At 35.0% G+C, this 14,941-nt stretch carries 18 protein-coding genes and 1 riboswitch; of the genes, 14 read left to right on the top strand and 4 right to left on the bottom strand.

All coding sequences use genetic code 11. The features are described from left to right. Window positions 1-8: 8 nt before the first annotated feature. A complete protein-coding gene (locus tag ACTQ5K_RS11075; RefSeq protein WP_349205173.1) occupies window positions 9-506 on the bottom strand; it encodes a GNAT family N-acetyltransferase in 498 nt (165 codons plus the stop codon). Between the two features lie 125 nt (window positions 507-631). Between ACTQ5K_RS11075 and ACTQ5K_RS11070 the strand changes: the two genes are divergently transcribed. From ACTQ5K_RS11070 to ACTQ5K_RS11055, 4 genes are all read left to right on the top strand, one after another. Continuing rightward, the gene (locus ACTQ5K_RS11070) at window positions 632-2,080 is read left to right on the top strand and encodes an amidase family protein (RefSeq protein ID WP_349205169.1); all 1,449 of its coding nucleotides are present in this window, start codon (window positions 632-634) and stop codon (window positions 2,078-2,080) included. Between the two features lie 279 nt (window positions 2,081-2,359). Then, a complete protein-coding gene (locus ACTQ5K_RS11065) occupies window positions 2,360-2,734 on the top strand; it encodes a hypothetical protein (RefSeq protein WP_048717137.1) in 375 nt (124 codons plus the stop codon). 49 nt (window positions 2,735-2,783) lie between these two features. After that, complete coding sequence (locus ACTQ5K_RS11060; RefSeq protein WP_349205168.1) at window positions 2,784-3,482, top strand: SDR family oxidoreductase; 699 nt, start codon at window positions 2,784-2,786, stop codon at window positions 3,480-3,482. A gap of 197 nt (window positions 3,483-3,679) precedes the next feature. After that, complete coding sequence (locus ACTQ5K_RS11055) at window positions 3,680-4,537, top strand: GNAT family N-acetyltransferase (protein ID WP_349205167.1); 858 nt, start codon at window positions 3,680-3,682, stop codon at window positions 4,535-4,537. 81 nt (window positions 4,538-4,618) lie between these two features. On the opposite strand, the gene ACTQ5K_RS11050 is transcribed toward ACTQ5K_RS11055, so the two are convergent. Next, window positions 4,619-4,831 (bottom strand): helix-turn-helix transcriptional regulator, encoded by a 213-nt coding sequence (locus ACTQ5K_RS11050; protein WP_031538788.1) that lies wholly within the window; start codon window positions 4,829-4,831, stop codon window positions 4,619-4,621. Window positions 4,832-5,062: 231 nt separating this feature from the next. Here ACTQ5K_RS11050 and ACTQ5K_RS11045 point away from each other — a divergent pair, with 231 nt between their 5' ends. From ACTQ5K_RS11045 to ACTQ5K_RS11015, 7 genes are all read left to right on the top strand, one after another. Next, window positions 5,063-5,980, top strand: a complete 918-nt coding sequence (locus tag ACTQ5K_RS11045) for a CPBP family intramembrane glutamic endopeptidase (protein ID WP_251629826.1) — start codon at window positions 5,063-5,065, stop codon at window positions 5,978-5,980. 109 nt (window positions 5,981-6,089) lie between these two features. Further along, window positions 6,090-6,132: riboswitch (PreQ1 riboswitch) on the top strand. Between the two features lie 35 nt (window positions 6,133-6,167). Continuing rightward, window positions 6,168-6,845, top strand: a complete 678-nt coding sequence (queC, locus tag ACTQ5K_RS11040; protein WP_285846682.1) for a 7-cyano-7-deazaguanine synthase QueC — start codon at window positions 6,168-6,170, stop codon at window positions 6,843-6,845. Between the two features lie 4 nt (window positions 6,846-6,849). After that, the gene (gene queD / locus ACTQ5K_RS11035) at window positions 6,850-7,329 is read left to right on the top strand and encodes a 6-carboxytetrahydropterin synthase QueD (RefSeq protein ID WP_349205166.1); all 480 of its coding nucleotides are present in this window, start codon (window positions 6,850-6,852) and stop codon (window positions 7,327-7,329) included. After that, window positions 7,326-8,054 carry a 7-carboxy-7-deazaguanine synthase QueE gene (gene queE / locus ACTQ5K_RS11030; protein ID WP_235252411.1) on the top strand — a complete coding sequence of 243 codons (729 nt, stop codon included), beginning with the start codon at window positions 7,326-7,328 and terminating at the stop codon, window positions 8,052-8,054. Before queD ends, queE begins: the two co-directional genes overlap by 4 nt. 32 nt (window positions 8,055-8,086) lie before the next feature. Further along, the gene (gene folE / locus ACTQ5K_RS11025; RefSeq protein ID WP_349205165.1) at window positions 8,087-8,650 is read left to right on the top strand and encodes a GTP cyclohydrolase I FolE; all 564 of its coding nucleotides are present in this window, start codon (window positions 8,087-8,089) and stop codon (window positions 8,648-8,650) included. Between the two features lie 180 nt (window positions 8,651-8,830). Continuing rightward, the gene (locus ACTQ5K_RS11020; RefSeq protein WP_231512580.1) at window positions 8,831-9,322 is read left to right on the top strand and encodes an RNA polymerase sigma factor; all 492 of its coding nucleotides are present in this window, start codon (window positions 8,831-8,833) and stop codon (window positions 9,320-9,322) included. Continuing rightward, complete coding sequence (locus ACTQ5K_RS11015) at window positions 9,312-10,004, top strand: hypothetical protein (RefSeq protein WP_031538777.1); 693 nt, start codon at window positions 9,312-9,314, stop codon at window positions 10,002-10,004. Before ACTQ5K_RS11020 ends, ACTQ5K_RS11015 begins: the two co-directional genes overlap by 11 nt. Window positions 10,005-10,798: 794 nt before the next feature. Here ACTQ5K_RS11015 and ACTQ5K_RS11010 read toward each other — a convergent pair. Continuing rightward, window positions 10,799-12,214 carry an L-cystine transporter gene (locus tag ACTQ5K_RS11010; protein ID WP_435406678.1) on the bottom strand — a complete coding sequence of 472 codons (1,416 nt, stop codon included), beginning with the start codon at window positions 12,212-12,214 and terminating at the stop codon, window positions 10,799-10,801. A gap of 232 nt (window positions 12,215-12,446) precedes the next feature. Between ACTQ5K_RS11010 and ACTQ5K_RS11005 the strand changes: the two genes are divergently transcribed. The 3 genes from ACTQ5K_RS11005 (at window position 12,447) to ACTQ5K_RS10995 (ending at window position 14,045) form a co-directional block, all read left to right on the top strand. Then, window positions 12,447-12,923, top strand: coding sequence for a methylated-DNA--[protein]-cysteine S-methyltransferase (locus ACTQ5K_RS11005; RefSeq protein ID WP_349205163.1), 477 nt, complete (start codon window positions 12,447-12,449; stop codon window positions 12,921-12,923). A 343-nt stretch (window positions 12,924-13,266) separates the two neighbouring features. After that, window positions 13,267-13,470 carry a hypothetical protein gene (locus tag ACTQ5K_RS11000; protein WP_031538773.1) on the top strand — a complete coding sequence of 68 codons (204 nt, stop codon included), beginning with the start codon at window positions 13,267-13,269 and terminating at the stop codon, window positions 13,468-13,470. A gap of 329 nt (window positions 13,471-13,799) precedes the next feature. Beyond that, complete coding sequence (locus ACTQ5K_RS10995; RefSeq protein WP_031538771.1) at window positions 13,800-14,045, top strand: DUF1450 domain-containing protein; 246 nt, start codon at window positions 13,800-13,802, stop codon at window positions 14,043-14,045. A gap of 66 nt (window positions 14,046-14,111) precedes the next feature. Here the strand turns inward: ACTQ5K_RS10995 and ACTQ5K_RS10990 are convergent, their stop codons facing one another. Further along, window positions 14,112-14,744 (bottom strand): helix-turn-helix transcriptional regulator, encoded by a 633-nt coding sequence (locus ACTQ5K_RS10990; RefSeq protein WP_328284029.1) that lies wholly within the window; start codon window positions 14,742-14,744, stop codon window positions 14,112-14,114. Between the last annotated feature and the right edge of the window lie 197 nt (window positions 14,745-14,941).

Here is a 14,941-nt window from a genome sequence, read left to right as displayed (position 1 = left end):
GGTTTCCTTTATACGGAATCAACACTTTTTTTGGTTGTAGGGGAACAAGGATAAATCATCTGCACAAATTCAAACTCTCCGCCATTTGTCGATTGGATAAACGTAGTCGTTTCTTTGAATCCTACTTTTCTATAAACCTTGATAGCACGCTTATTAAATGTTGCAACCGCCAAGCTAATAAAGGAAGGGGAAAAATGCTCTTTTATATAATTCATTCCAGTCGTTAAAAATGTAGATCCTTTTTTCTGGCCAGTTAAATCAGGTCTTAAACCAAGACCAATATCGATTGTATCGTTATCTGCCTTGTTTATACTAAAAAAACCGATGAGTTGATTCTCTTCTGTGACAGCATAAATGGACTCATTCCTTTGATCCCTATCAAGAAACGCAGCTAAATCCTCTTCATCTGCATCCATGTCATAAAATCCATAAATTCCATCATAATGCCATTGATAAGCAATTTCTTCTGCTTGTTCTTGTGTAATTAGTTGAAAGTGAAACATAATTGTTGGCTCCCTTTTTAGGAAAAGTATATCATATCAAAATATTTTGATAAAATAGTAGATTCTTCTTTTCTGGAGAATTTGAACAGGCTATACTAAAAGAAAAGGCGAAGGGGGTAGAAGGGAACATGAAAACAGAAAGTAGCATTCCATATAATATAGAAGAAACAACTATTTTAGATATACAGAAAGCCCTGGAGTCCGGTGCAATTACTTCATTGGAGTTGACCAAGCAATATTTAAATCGAATTGCATCATTTGATCCTGCATTATGCTCTATTAGGGAAATAAACCCTGATGCATTAGAAATTGCAGCAGAGCTAGATGAAAAAAGGAAGGTACTCCATCAAGTGGGACCACTTTATGGCATACCTGTTATTATAAAAGACAATATTGATACAAATGATTCGATGGCAACAACTGCAGGCTCCATTGCATTAAAACATAATTTTGCTAAAGAGGACGCTTTTATTGTTAAAAAGCTTCGAGAAGCAGGAGCCGTTATTATTGGAAAGGCTAATCTTTCCGAATTTGCCAATTTTATTACGGAATTAGATATGCCCAATGGCTATAGTTCTTTAGGTGGGCAGGTAATGAATCCATATGGGGCTGGTATATGGGATGTTGGGGGTTCAAGCTCGGGGACTGGCGCAAGCATTGCTGCTAATTTTGCAGTGGTTGGAATTGGAACTGAAACATCTGGATCCATTCTTAGTCCTGCTAGTAATAATTCGCTTGTTGGAATAAAACCTACACTTGGTCTCGTTAGCCGTACTGGAATTATCCCACTAGCTCACAGTCAAGATACGGCAGGTCCAATGACAAGAACCGTCCGTGATGCAGCAATTCTGTTAGGGATCATTGCTGGTGTGGATGAAAAAGATGAAGTGACACAAACAAGTATAGGGCAGCCAAGTGACTACACGGCTTTTTTAAAAAAAGATGGACTAAATGGGAAAAGAATTGGGATTGATCGAACCTTCTTGCCAGAAGAGGAAGAAGAGGTAGCTCTGTTTGAAAAAGCGATGGAAGAATTAGCAAAGCAAGGGGCTGTCTTGCTGGATGTTACCATTCCACGTGAAAAATTCGATTCTATTGTACTTTATCATGAATTTAAGTATGGCATAGACAACTACTTACATAAACTTTCAGAAGAAGTACCTGTTCATTCATTAAGCGAGGTTATTGAATTTAATAAGTTGCATCCAGACGTCGTTAAATATGGGCAGACGATACTTGAATATTGTGAAACACTAAATGGAGACTTAGATGATGCAAAGTATAAAGAGCATCGTGAAACGGATGTTAGACTTTCTACTACAGAGGGAATCGACATAACGATGAAAGAAAATCAATTGGATGCTTTAGTATTTGCGAAATATTTAGGCTGTGCGCTGCCTGCAAAAGCCGGATATCCATCGGTTACTGTTCCAGCGGGATATACTTCAAAAGGAAAGCCGATGGGAATCACTTTCTCAGGATTAGCATATAGTGAACCTAGACTCATAGAAATGGCATATAGCTATGAACAAGCAACAAAGCATCGAACGCCACCGGTATTGGATAAGGGGAACTAAGAAGGGAAGCAGTGTATATAGGTACACTGCTTTTTTGGCATAAGCTTCGTTATGGGACAGTATATTATATTAATAAGAAGAATCAGCTTGAGATTTACAAACCTAAATAGTTTAATCTAGATTGATGTTTTAATATAAGATATAATGAAAAGAAAAAGAAAGCTCTTACATTTTACTGGCGTAACCCAAAAATGGTGTAAAAAAACCATCTAGTTGGAAGTTCTATACTAATGGATGTTAGAAAAATAGTAGATTTCGTGAATCGGGGAGGAAAAAGAATTGTCTTTAACACGTGTGCTTGTAGGAATATTTAAAAGTTTTGAGGAAACAAAGGAACAGCCTAAGGTTCCTGAATTAAAGACACGTTATTATAAAAAAAGTCGTGATCGCTTGATGGAAACAGTAAAAAATGTAGTAGAAAGAAAAATGTCAAATTGGGATTTAAAAAAAGTCGATACAGATCGTGGGGAAATCGTATTAAGCAAAGGATCTAGCTTAATGATTATTACTGTTTATAAACTAGCAGGAATGCAATCAGCAATTGATATTTATTGTTCAAAGGAAGGAGCTTTAGGGGATTTCGGCTCCAGCTATAAATATATACAGCAATTTTTTAAAGCGCTTCATACGGAAATTCAGCCAGAAAAAGGGTAAGCATCTTACGAAAAAATCGTTAAGTTGAATAAGAATGGGAGTGTATGGAATGAAAATTGTTCTTACAGGGGCTAATCGGGGATTAGGGATTCACCTTGCTAAAACGGCTGTGGAAAGAGGACATACAGTACTTGCGGGGGTACGATCGGTTGTAGAAGATTCACCTATCAATCGATTGAAAAAACAATTTCCAGACAATGTGTATACATATTTTCTCGATGTTACAAATGAAGAGTCGATTGCAAAAGCAGCTGAACTAGCAGCAAACGATGTTAATTCTATCGACTGCATTATTAATAACGCAGGAGTCCTCGCAGAACGGGGAAAGCCAATAGAAGAGCTCGATTTTAATCAGGTTCAGTTTACGATGGATGTCAATGTATTAGGACCGATGAGAATAATGAAACATTTCCTACCTCTTTTATATAAAGGGAAAAAACAGGCAGTTATTAATATCTCTTCAGAAGCCGGAAGTATTCATAATGCTTATGGCGGAGACTTTCCATATGGAATTTCGAAAGCAGCCCTAAATATGTTTACCGTTCAATTATCAAGATATGTAAAAGATAAAGACATTGCTGTATATGCTGTTCATCCTGGCTGGATTAAAACAGACATGGGTGGGGACAACGCAACAGGCTATCCAGAAGAGTCAGCAAGTGGTATCCTTGATATTTTAGAAGGAAAAATAGACATAAATAGCAAGCTAGGATTTACTGATTTTACCGGGAAAGAAATGGAAATTTAATAGATGGGTAGGGGAAGAATCAGAATAATCTTGCATGGAGCAAAGATTTTCTGATTCTTTTTTGTATGAACAGGACAGCTTCCTAAAGGTGTTATTGACTAAAATGAAAAAGAAAAAATCCCCACTAATGGAAGTTACCTATTATAATAGAAATATTATTTATAATTTTCTGTTGATTTACAAGGAAGGAGTATTTGATGAATAACGAAGAATTATTAACGATGCAACAGTTAAATAAATCCCATAAGAATGATTTGCTTTCTTTAGCTACTATTGTTGGCTGGGATTATGACTTGGAAGAAATCCAGACACTACTCTATTCCGGTACTATATTTGGTCACATAACGTTAGAGAAGAAAGTAATATCCTGTGCTGCTATTATTCCTTATGGAAGTAAGCTAGCATCTATCGGTATGGTAATTGTTCACCCGAACTATCGAGGAAGAGGACTAGCGAAAACGTTGCTGCTTCAGTGTATGAACCAAGTGCCAAAAAATATGGCACTGATGTTAATTGCGACAAAAGAAGGCAGGCCAGTTTATGAAAAATTAGCCTTTAAGGAATATAGCTATGTAACAAAGCTTCTTGGGGAAGGGAAGCGGATGAAACTAGAATTAGATGACTATACCATACATCCATTAGAGCAAACAGATTTAGAAGAAATGTTTATATTCGATCAAGCAGCATTTGGAAGTTCAAGAGTGCTGTTTCTAGAGAATAGAATAAAACAGGCAAAAGATTCACTTGTACTAAAGAATAGAAAAGGAGTAATGGTTGGATATGCTCTTACTGTAAAAAAAACTAGTAATCTAGTTATCGGTCCTATTGTAGCACAAGATGAGGAACAGGCAATTCTCCTTATTAAGACAATCATTGCAAACAACCAAGGAAGTATAAGAATAGATATAGTGGAAGGAAAAAACACCATAATGGAAGAGCTGCAGAAGCTTGGATTTCAAATAGTAAACCGTCCTCCAGTAATGGTGAAAAATATGGAAACATTCCCAAAAAGAAATAATTGCTTATATGCGATTGCAGCACAGGCTTATGGATAATCATAAAAGAATAAAAGATGTAAAGGAAGTAATGGTAGACGGAGAAAAGAGTTGATTTTAAGAAAGAGAAAATGATATTAGTCATTTTCTCTTTCTGTTTATATGTGCCATTATATCTGACTTTAAATAAATCCTTTCTTTGTTGCCTACTTTTAGAGGGTCTAAAATCCCTTTTTTAACACATTCGTGGATATATTGCCGAGTGCATCCTAATAGCTCGGTAACTTCTGAGGTAGAGATTAATTCCTGTTCTAAATACTTTCGTAGTTCCATATCATTTTCAAATCGAATCATGATAATCGTTCCAATCTTTTCATAATATTTTAATTAGTAGTATTATTCTATACCCAAAAATAAACTAACTAACCATTCCTACGCAAAATTTACATGTGCCTAATCTTCCAGTTTCTATCGCACTATTCTGTAGAATTCTCCGAATAATAGACAACAATTTTGATGGATTGCTAACTGATAAAGTATATATTTTCCAAGTGGAAATAGATATAATGAGGAGAGGGATATTAAATGAAGAAAGCCAAAAAAATGGAGGCATATATGTTCAAAAATAAGTTAGGTAAGATAAGATCTGGTTGGATTATTTTGTTAGCTTTATTGGCTACAATGATAGCACAATTGATTCTTTCAGCCCCAGGTATGATTATAGCTGTCATTATTGAATCTCAAATTAATCCTGATATTTCTGATGAAATGATTGATCAGGTATTAGATGGTTCTCCCCTCTCTCTTTTGTCTCAGGGAATAGGGATGATCGGTGGTATCGCAATCTTGTTTCTTTTATGGAAGTTTGTTAATAAGAAGAGAATTTCAGAAATGGGTTTTAAAAAGTTTTCTCCAGATTTTTTCACTGGTTTAGCTCTTGGTGCAGTGTCTATCGTCGTTATATTTTTAATTCTATTATTCACAAAAAATATAGAGATGGCTAATTCAATTGGTTCGCCACATTTTTCTACTTACACAATAGCCTATCTTTTGTTTTTTATATTAGTAGGGTTTTCAGAGGAACTAACGTTTAGAGGCTATATAATGTCCACGCTTGCGGATAACGGTAACTCTAAAACTGTCGTATATATCATCTCAGCATTTATTTTTGGCATTGCACATATGTGGAATCCGAATGTCGCCATCCTCGGAATTGTTAATATTTTTCTAGTAGGGCTCTTGTTTGCCTATATGTATGATAAGACAAAAAGCCTATGGATGCCGATTGGCTATCATATAACGTGGAATTATTTCCAAGGAAATGTGTTTGGCTTCCCAGTTAGTGGAACGACTCCATATGGCCTTTACGGTATTGATGTTTCTATGGGAAATGATTGGTTAACAGGTGGTTCCTTTGGTCTAGAAGGAGGAATACTAGCTACTTTAATGATTGCTTGTGGCTACATTGTGACCAATTTATATACAAAGAAAAGATTAGCATAGTGTTCATTTAAATCTTATACGGAGAAAAAGTAATATTCTCATAGAATAATTGCTTAATTTACGTTATAATAAGTCGAGTTAAACCAATTATATAGTAAATCCGTATATTACGGTGGAGGTTCTAGCTACCCTCTTTAAAAAACTAAGAAAAACAGGACTGCTTTCTTAGTAGTGCTGTTTTTTCTATATGAAGGAGATTTTGGAAATGAAAAACGAAAAAGCGGTTGTTGTATTTAGTGGTGGTCAAGATAGCACTACCTGTCTATTTTGGGCAATGAAAAACTTCAAAGAAGTAGTAGCTGTTACGTTTGACTACAATCAAAGACATATTACAGAAATTGAATGTGCGAAAAAGATTACAGAAGAGCTTGGCATTAAACATCATATTCTTGATATGTCATTGCTAAATCAACTTGCGCCAAATGCTTTAACAAGAGATGATATCGCAGTTGAAGAAGGAAAAGATGGAGCGTTGCCTTCCACCTTTGTTCCTGGACGAAACTTATTATTTATGTCATTTGCTGGTGTATTAGCTAGCCAAATACAAGCAAAGCATATTGTTACTGGCGTTTGTGAGACAGATTTTAGCGGATATCCAGACTGCCGTGACATTTTTATTAAATCATTGAATGTAACCTTAAACCTTTCAATGGACAATCAATTTGTCATTCATACTCCACTAATGTGGTTAAATAAAGCAGAAACATGGGGGCTTGCAGATGAGTTAGGTGCGTTCGAATTTGTTCGCGAAAAGACACTAACATGCTATAACGGAATGGTTGCAGATGGCTGTGGGGAATGTCCTGCTTGTAAGCTACGTAAAAAAGGCTTGGATGATTATTTAGCTGTCCGAAAGGGGTTATAAGAGAATGAATGACTTTCGAATAGTTGATAGATTGCAAAAGTTTGGGGAGGATATTTCTTCTAAGCAATTAAAATATCATTATAAGCGCGTTATGGTTAGCAAAGAGTTTACCTTTGATGCGGCACATCACTTGCATGCCTACGAAGGAAAATGCATGAATCTTCATGGACATACGTATAAGGTTGTTTTCGGTATTAGCGGATATTTAGATGACCGTGGATTGATGATTGATTTTGGTGATATTAAGAAGATATGGAAAAAGGAAATCGAATTTTATTTGGATCATCGTTATTTAAATGAAACACTTCCACCAATGAATACAACTGCAGAAAATATTGTTTATTGGATATTTGATAAAATGGAAGAAGCATTGAAAAAGGATGAGATGAAACAAGCAAATAATGGGGCAAGAGTGGAATTTGTGCGTCTCTTTGAAACTCCTACTAGTTATGCAGAAATGAGAAGGGAGTGGATTGGAGAGTGAGTAAAGTACCTGTAATGGAGATATTCGGACCAACGATTCAAGGAGAAGGAATGGTCATTGGTCAAAAAACGATGTTTGTCAGAACGGCAGGTTGCGATTATTCCTGTGCTTGGTGTGATTCTGCTTTTACATGGGATGGAAGCGGGAAAGATCTAATCAAGCAAATGCAGGCTGAAGAAATATGGGATGAATTAGTTCGCTTAGGCGGCAATGGCTTCTCATTTGTAACACTGTCTGGAGGAAATCCTGCCCTATTGAAAAATCTTTCTTTTCTGGTAGATTTATTAAAAGAAAAAGGAATAAAAATCGGTCTTGAAACGCAGGGAAGTAGATGGCAGGATTGGTTTGTAGATATTGATGAGCTAACTATTTCACCAAAACCGCCTAGCTCGAAAATGAACACGGATTTTGACATATTAGATTCGATTATGCAAAGATTAAGAGATGCAAATCGAAGTAATCATATGAGTCTAAAGGTAGTTGTATTTTCAGACGAAGATTATGAATATGCGAAAAAGGTTCATCTGCGCTATCCAGATGTTCCTTTTTTCCTGCAGGTTGGTAACGATGATAATAAAACAATCGATAACGCGCAATTAGTACAGCAATTACTGACTAAATACGAGTGGTTGATTGATAAAACAATGCTTGATCATGAGTTCAAAAATGTTAAGGTACTTCCACAGCTACATACGTATATTTGGGGAAATAAGCGTGGAGTGTAGACAACCGGGAAGACATTTAGGAGGATTACGGAATGAGTAAAATGAATATTCCTCAAATAGAGGAAGCAATTCGCTTATTATTAGAAGCGGTTGGAGAGGATCCTAATAGAGAAGGATTATTGGATACTCCAAAACGTGTAGCAAAAATGTATGAAGAGGTTTTTTCTGGACTTACAATCGATCCAAAAGAATATTTTGAAACGATTTTTCATGAAGACCATGAAGAATTGGTATTAGTTAAGGATATTCCTTTTTATTCTATGTGTGAGCATCACTTAGTTCCTTTTTACGGAAAAGCACATGTAGCTTATATTCCTAAGGGTGGACGAGTGGCTGGATTAAGCAAGCTTGCAAGAGCAATCGAGGCAGTTTCGAAACGTCCGCAGCTTCAGGAGAGAATTACGTCCACGGTTGCAGATACAATGATGGAAACACTTGAACCACATGGAGTGATGGTTGTAGTGGAAGCAGAGCATATGTGTATGACCATGCGTGGGGTTAAAAAGCCTGGTGCTAAAACAGTTACTTCTGCTGTTCGTGGTGTTTTCCAAACAGACAGTGATAAGCGTGCAGAAGTATTTGCGATGATTAAATAGGCATGACATTTGTATTGAATTTTTGAAAAAATCCTGTTATTAGCAGGATTTTTTTTATTAACTTATATGCTTTTCAATAAACCTTCTATACAAAAGTGAGTGAGAAATTTGGTAAGAAAAAAGGAACTTTTCCATCTATTAACGAGTCTTTATAGATAAAGGGAGGTGTTCGAAATTAGTGTGTTAAACGAAAGGGAAATTTATGAAATCTTTTTTGAAAAGGTATTTAAAACAACTTTTTATATTTTAAAAAATGAGGAGCTAGCGAAGGATGCTACACATGATACCTTTATAAAGGTGTTTAAAAATCTTGGAAAGATAAATAAACCCTCAAGTCTGAATGCTTGGATAACTACAATTGCTACACGTACTGCTATTGATATCTATAATAAAAATAAAAGACAATCGGCCTATATGTTTGAAGAAGAAAACTATGTCTTAAATTCTGATGATTCTAATTATCAGAAAGATGAATTAGAAAATTATTTAGCTAACTTACCACCTGAACATAAACAAGTCTTAATTTTAAAGTATATGGATGATCTTACGGAGAAAGAAATAGCTAAGCTACTTTCCATTAAATTAGGAACAGTCAAATCAAGAATATTTCGTGCGAAACAAAAAATATTTGAACAGTACCAAACAGGAGGTGAAGGTAGAAGTGACGAATAATCAAGAAGAAATAATAAAGGAACAATTAGAAAAGGAACTTAACTCTATTAAAGTACCTAATGGAGTTAAGGAAGAGTTATGGATACAGGTTTCTTCGACTCGGAAAAAGAGTGGGATATCATTCAGATTACTCCCATATTTAGCTGCTGTAGCATTTATCATTATCCTAATACCACTTGGATTAAGTACATTACCCTATGATTCAGACTCCAATCAAAAGGATTATATAACAAAACAAGAAGAAGAGAATATAAAAACAATCGAAGCTGTTATAAAAAATAACTTTACAAGTCCAGATGAAGAATGGGAAAAAATAATGAATAATACAGATACAGAAGAGGAGGGAGAAATTAAAGGGTTAAGGGAATATGAAAAGGCTTTATATAGAGAATATTTTGCAAGTGATAGAGCATTCGATGAATATATATCAATCTACGGTTCGGTAGTATGGATTGAACCTGAGAGACATCATTACAAGTTAAGGGCACTGGATATTAAATGTGAAAAAACCAATTCAGCGGAAATTATTTATAATTTTTCTGCGAAAGTAGAATATCAAAAGGAAGGCAGTACCTCAGCAGCAGTAGGAATGATTACTGGGCAAGCAAATCTAAATGAAGAACATAAAATAGAAGCTATGAATATCAATTACTTTGAACTTATCGATCAATTAAGCAAATAAATTAAAAAAAGTAAGGTGATTCACAAAAATTGTTATTTTTTAAAAGTATATTTTAATCCGAAAGTGGAATGGTTCGGAATACATTTAACAATTGAGATGAACTTGATACAATGCTTAACTTCATAATAAACCATCAAATATGTGAAACTGTCAAAACAAAAAAGCAAAGCACATCCATTAAAAGGATACTATGATGGACAATAAGTACTGTACAAATAAAAAAGCTGTCAAGTCAGTTGACATTTGCAGTGCCGTTTTGAGTATCGAGGGTTCGAGAGGATCCGCACTTATTTGTTGGGGTATAAGGAAAAGCATCTGAGTTGAAAAATAGACGGAAAAATTTCGCTTATATAGTAATTATTATTAAAGAAGGCTTAAATAGACGGAAAGATTCCGTCTATTGACTCGAAAAATGCGAAGAAGGGAGATTTTACTTTGCGTAATCGGAAAACCTCCCCTTATTTACCCCGAAACAAGCTCATTTCTGCATTTAACCGGAAAATCTCCGCTTATTTTCCTTTTGCAGGTTACTCGATTCAGGACAAAACCTTTTTTTAAAAGGGGGTGAGTCCAAGAGGCCATCGTTTTAATGCCTTACGGCGAACCATACCAAAAGTAAGTGAGACTTTATATAAATAAGGATTTTGCATTCCAAATAAAGAAACTCGCCAATTCCAATGGCGAGTTTTCCATTTTATATACTAATAACGATGCCAAAGCTACTGTCAGATTGGCACCCACTTTAAGAAAAACACCTCAAAACAGAAACCTTTGTTAAATAAAACTTTGTTTTTTTATGCGATAGTTTCAGAAGCATTGATGTCGTTAGACTGGTATTTTTTCGTATCTAATTCACCAAGTGTTTTACTTGTTACAACACCAGAAACCATTGATCCACTTACATTTAGAGCAGTACGCCCCATATCAATTAGTGGTTCAACGGAAATTAATACCCCAGCTAAAGCAACTGGTAGGTTTAAAGTAGAAAGAACGATTAAGGTTGCAAACGTTGCTCCTCCACCAACTCCAGCTACCCCAAAAGAACTGATCATAACAACGATAATTAAGGTTGCGATGAATGAAGGGGATAATGGATTAATCCCTTGTGTTGGTGCAATCATGACTGCAAGCATTGCTGGATAGATTCCGGCACAGCCATTTTGCCCAATGGATACCCCAAACGATGCAGAGAAGTTTGCAATGGATTCAGGTACACCTAATTTATTTTTTTGTGCTTCAATGTTTAAGGGCATTGTTCCAGCACTTGTACGTGAAGTGAATGCAAAAGTTAGAACAGGCCAAACCTTTTTCACATATTGTTTTGGACTTAGTCCCATAATAGCAAGAATGATTAAATGAACAATAAACATCGCAATTAACGCAACATACGAAGCAATAACAAATTTACCTAGCTTCACAATGGCATCGAAGTTACTTCCTGCAACGGTCTTTGCCATTAATGCAAGGATTCCATATGGAGTTAATCGTAGAACTAATGTTACAATTCGCATAACAACCGTATGTATAGCCTCGACGATTTTTTGAAAAAATGCTGCCTGTTCTGGATTTTTTCTTTTAATACCAAGGAAAGCAACTCCAACAAATGCGGCGAATATAACCACTGCTATCGTAGATGTTGGTCTAGCACCTGTTAAATCTTGAAATGGGTTAGCAGGTAAAAAGCTAAGAATTTTTTGTGGCACTGTTGTGCTTTGGACTTCTCCTAAAGTTTCTTCTAGTTGTTGTCCACGAAGGATTTCTGCATCTCCAGCACTTACATCAATTGCTTTTAGGTCAAAGCCAGCTGTTGTGGCAATACCAATTCCAGCAGAAATAGCTGTTGTAATTAATAGTGTTCCAATTACAAGACCGCTGATCTTGCCAAGATTAGCTGATTTTTCAAGCTTTGTGAATGCTGCAATGATCGAAATAAAGACTAGCGGCATAACAATCATTTGTAATAGCTTTACATATCCGCTTCCGACTATACCAAACCAATCATTTGTATTCGTGATTACCTCAGAAGTAGGATCATAAATCAATTGTAGGATAGCTCCGAATACTACCCCAAGTCCTAATCCTGTAAACACACGTTTAGAAAAGGAAATATGTTTCTTTTGCATGTAGAAAAGAACGCTAAGCAAAATAAGTAAGATGATAATGTTTAAAACAGTGAATAAGTTCAATGTAATCTCCTCCTTTAATTTTATTAATTCATATAGGTTAAATAGGAATTAAATAAAATCCTCTAAAATCCTACCATTATTTATTACATTTGTAAATATAAAGTTAAATTAATAAGAGAGGAAGATACAAAATAACTAAGGGATTTTGTATTGTTTTTCGATTAAGAAACAAGGAAAAGATAAAATGCATGATTAGTGTTTGCTATACAACTTTCTGTTAAAATAAAAAGCAAATAAGGCTATATGGGGGATTAGGATGTATACAATCGATTACCATTCTCCAATTGGAGTAATAGAAATAAGTGGAACGGAAAAGGCTGTTTCTTCTATCTTATTTTCGGAAAAAGAACTGGCAGAAAATCTGATTAATGCATCTACACCAAATGTGTTAGTTACGTGCTCCGAGCAAATAGATGACTATTTTAAAGGGGAGCGCTATGACTTTTCCTTCCCGATAGAAATAGGGGGGACTCCTTTCCAAAAGCAAGTCTGGGATGCATTAACGACTATTCCGTACGCTGGTACTGGATCCTATAAAGATATCGCCAACAACATAGGGAATGAAAAGGCAGTACGAGCAGTTGGAAGTGCAAATGGAAAAAATAAGCTATGTATTGTCATTCCTTGTCACCGAATTATAGGTGCAAATGGAACCTTAACAGGGTATGCTGGTGGCTTATGGAGAAAAGAATGGTTGCTTAGTCATGAGCAAAAATTTAAGCGAACAATCTAATAAGGAAAAGAAAAGAAGCAGAAAATCCTCCATTAATAAGAAGATTTTCTGCTTCTTTTTTAGAACTTAAAAAAGCTCTATAAGAGTACCAGCTCCACCTGCGCTGCGTACGATGATAACCACTGATGTTATCCAACCTAATGTATATTATATTTGAAAACGATTACAAAAGCAAATATTGTGAATGCCTGAGCGAATTATTCCGAATATTATTATTAATTAGGATAATATTCCCATTTGATATAAGGGAGGGAAAAGGGCTGTTTTGAAGTATTTTTCACCTATAATATTTAGCATAAATTATTGGTAATAGAAAATCCTATAGGAAAAAAGGAGGTACTATATGGAAGAGCAAAAAGGAACGAATCTATCCAACTATGATAGCGTAACAGACAGAGTTATTGCTGAAGATTCAGACGTGCTTAGTGTATCGATTAAAACAAATCTTGACCCTAAAAATGTGCTGAAAGACAACCCTTATTTTGATAAATCGAAAACCTACAGCGAAGAAGAATTGGAAAAGTTAAAGAAATTTTTTGGAGGGTAGGAACAATTATTCCATAGAAGGAATGGAAAGACGCATAAAAAGAAACTCCTTATGTAGATCATCTCTGATTTGTTTCATACAAGTCAGCTACGGAGGAGTTTTTTTATTTTCAAGAAAAAGATTAGTTATCCTTAAGTTTCTTTTCTTGCTTTTTTATACAGAAAGTGATTAAATGTATATACTTGTTTTTTATACTATACGGTATAAAAAACAGATGGATTAGATTATTAAAAAGAAGTAATTCTTATGATTTATTATTAATAGAAACTATTGTGAAATCGTTATATATATATAGCTAGTACAGAAAATGAGAAAGGAGCGCTTTAAAGATGGGGATTGTAGTTGTAGAAATTTGTGACGGAAGCCTGATTACGGAAATAGATTTAGAAAAAATAATAGAATCAAAATATCCAGAAGTGGCAGTGATTGAAAGCAGCTGTCTTTCATTTTGTGGCATGTGTGCGAAACGGCCATATGCCATTGTAAACGGAAAAAGAATTTTTGCGAAAACCACAGAAGAATGCCTCCAATTAATTATGAAGCAAATTGAAGCTGAATTAGCTATTTTTGCATAATATCTTAAAAAGGGAAGTCTTTAAGCAAATAGTGCTTAAAGACTTCCCTTTTCTATTTTCCTTATTTTAAGAAACAAACTGCACTAAAAATTTACAGTGGTTATCTCCTTCAGTACGGCAACATGTTCTGCTTACTGTATTTGTTCCTAGCACATTTTTTAGCATTTCTGTCTCACAGCGACAAGCTACTTTAAACTCCTTTGCTACTTCTAAGATAGGACAATTGTATTCTGTTATTTCAAAAGTATGGTCGTCCACTTTCGATAAATCTGCCATATATCCTTTTTCATTTTGAATCTCAACCATTTCCTGCATTTTCTCAGAAGGAGTCTTGTCACTCATCCGAGAGATATATTCATTTGTAAGCCGTTCTTCCCGTTTATTAAATAGCTGCTGAACAGAATCATCCCCATACAGCTCTTTCACATCATTCAATAAATCTATACTAATTCCTTCATAGCTTTTCGGGAAAAAATACTCTGCCCTTTCTGCCAGAGTATAGCTTTGAATAGGACGTCCCATTGGCTGTTTTACTAGTTCTGATTGAATCAATCCATCTTTTTCTAATATTGTTAAGTGCTTTCGCACGGCCATATGTGTAATTTGCAAACGATCTGTAAACTCATTTACCGTTAAAGCTCCTTCTTTTTTTAGGAAATGAAGGATTTTATCTTTTGTAGTTTTTTGTTTAGTGGTCATCATAAACCTCCATTCTATACATTGGAGAGAAAATATAAGTAAATTAAAATGTAGTAAAATTTATTATACCAGATAGTATAAAATGTTGAAAGCAGTTAATGTGTACAAAGTCTGTAAAGATATATTTACAAAATTCAGAAGTAAAAAGGATTGCATTTTTTCTTACCTTGGTTTATTGTTTAATTATACTTTTTAAA

It is taken from the genome of Niallia sp. Sow4_A1 (assembly GCF_052116745.1).
Taxonomy (GTDB): Bacteria; Bacillota; Bacilli; order Bacillales; family Cytobacillaceae; genus Niallia; species Niallia hominis.
Note: the sequence above shows the minus strand (reverse complement) of the source record. Positions and strands in the feature narration are given on the sequence as shown.

Excerpts from the sequence above, each read along its gene's own strand:
- ACTQ5K_RS11060 (WP_349205168.1), top strand. The coding sequence starts at position 2,784 with ATGAAAATTGTTCTTACAGGGGCTAATCGGGGATTAGGGATTCACCTT.
- ACTQ5K_RS11045 (WP_251629826.1), top strand. The coding sequence starts at position 5,063 with ATGAAGAAAGCCAAAAAAATGGAGGCATATATGTTCAAAAATAAGTTA.
- ACTQ5K_RS10990 (WP_328284029.1), bottom strand. The coding sequence starts at position 14,744 with ATGACCACTAAACAAAAAACTACAAAAGATAAAATCCTTCATTTCCTA.
- ACTQ5K_RS11005 (WP_349205163.1), top strand. The coding sequence starts at position 12,447 with ATGTATACAATCGATTACCATTCTCCAATTGGAGTAATAGAAATAAGT.
- queD (WP_349205166.1), top strand. The coding sequence starts at position 6,850 with ATGAATGACTTTCGAATAGTTGATAGATTGCAAAAGTTTGGGGAGGAT.
- queC (WP_285846682.1), top strand. The coding sequence starts at position 6,168 with ATGAAGGAGATTTTGGAAATGAAAAACGAAAAAGCGGTTGTTGTATTT.
- ACTQ5K_RS11055 (WP_349205167.1), top strand. The coding sequence starts at position 3,680 with ATGAATAACGAAGAATTATTAACGATGCAACAGTTAAATAAATCCCAT.
- ACTQ5K_RS11000 (WP_031538773.1), top strand. The coding sequence starts at position 13,267 with ATGGAAGAGCAAAAAGGAACGAATCTATCCAACTATGATAGCGTAACA.
- folE (WP_349205165.1), top strand. The coding sequence starts at position 8,087 with ATGAGTAAAATGAATATTCCTCAAATAGAGGAAGCAATTCGCTTATTA.
- ACTQ5K_RS11050 (WP_031538788.1), bottom strand. The coding sequence starts at position 4,831 with ATGATTCGATTTGAAAATGATATGGAACTACGAAAGTATTTAGAACAG.
- ACTQ5K_RS11070 (WP_349205169.1), top strand. The coding sequence starts at position 632 with ATGAAAACAGAAAGTAGCATTCCATATAATATAGAAGAAACAACTATT.
- ACTQ5K_RS10995 (WP_031538771.1), top strand. The coding sequence starts at position 13,800 with ATGGGGATTGTAGTTGTAGAAATTTGTGACGGAAGCCTGATTACGGAA.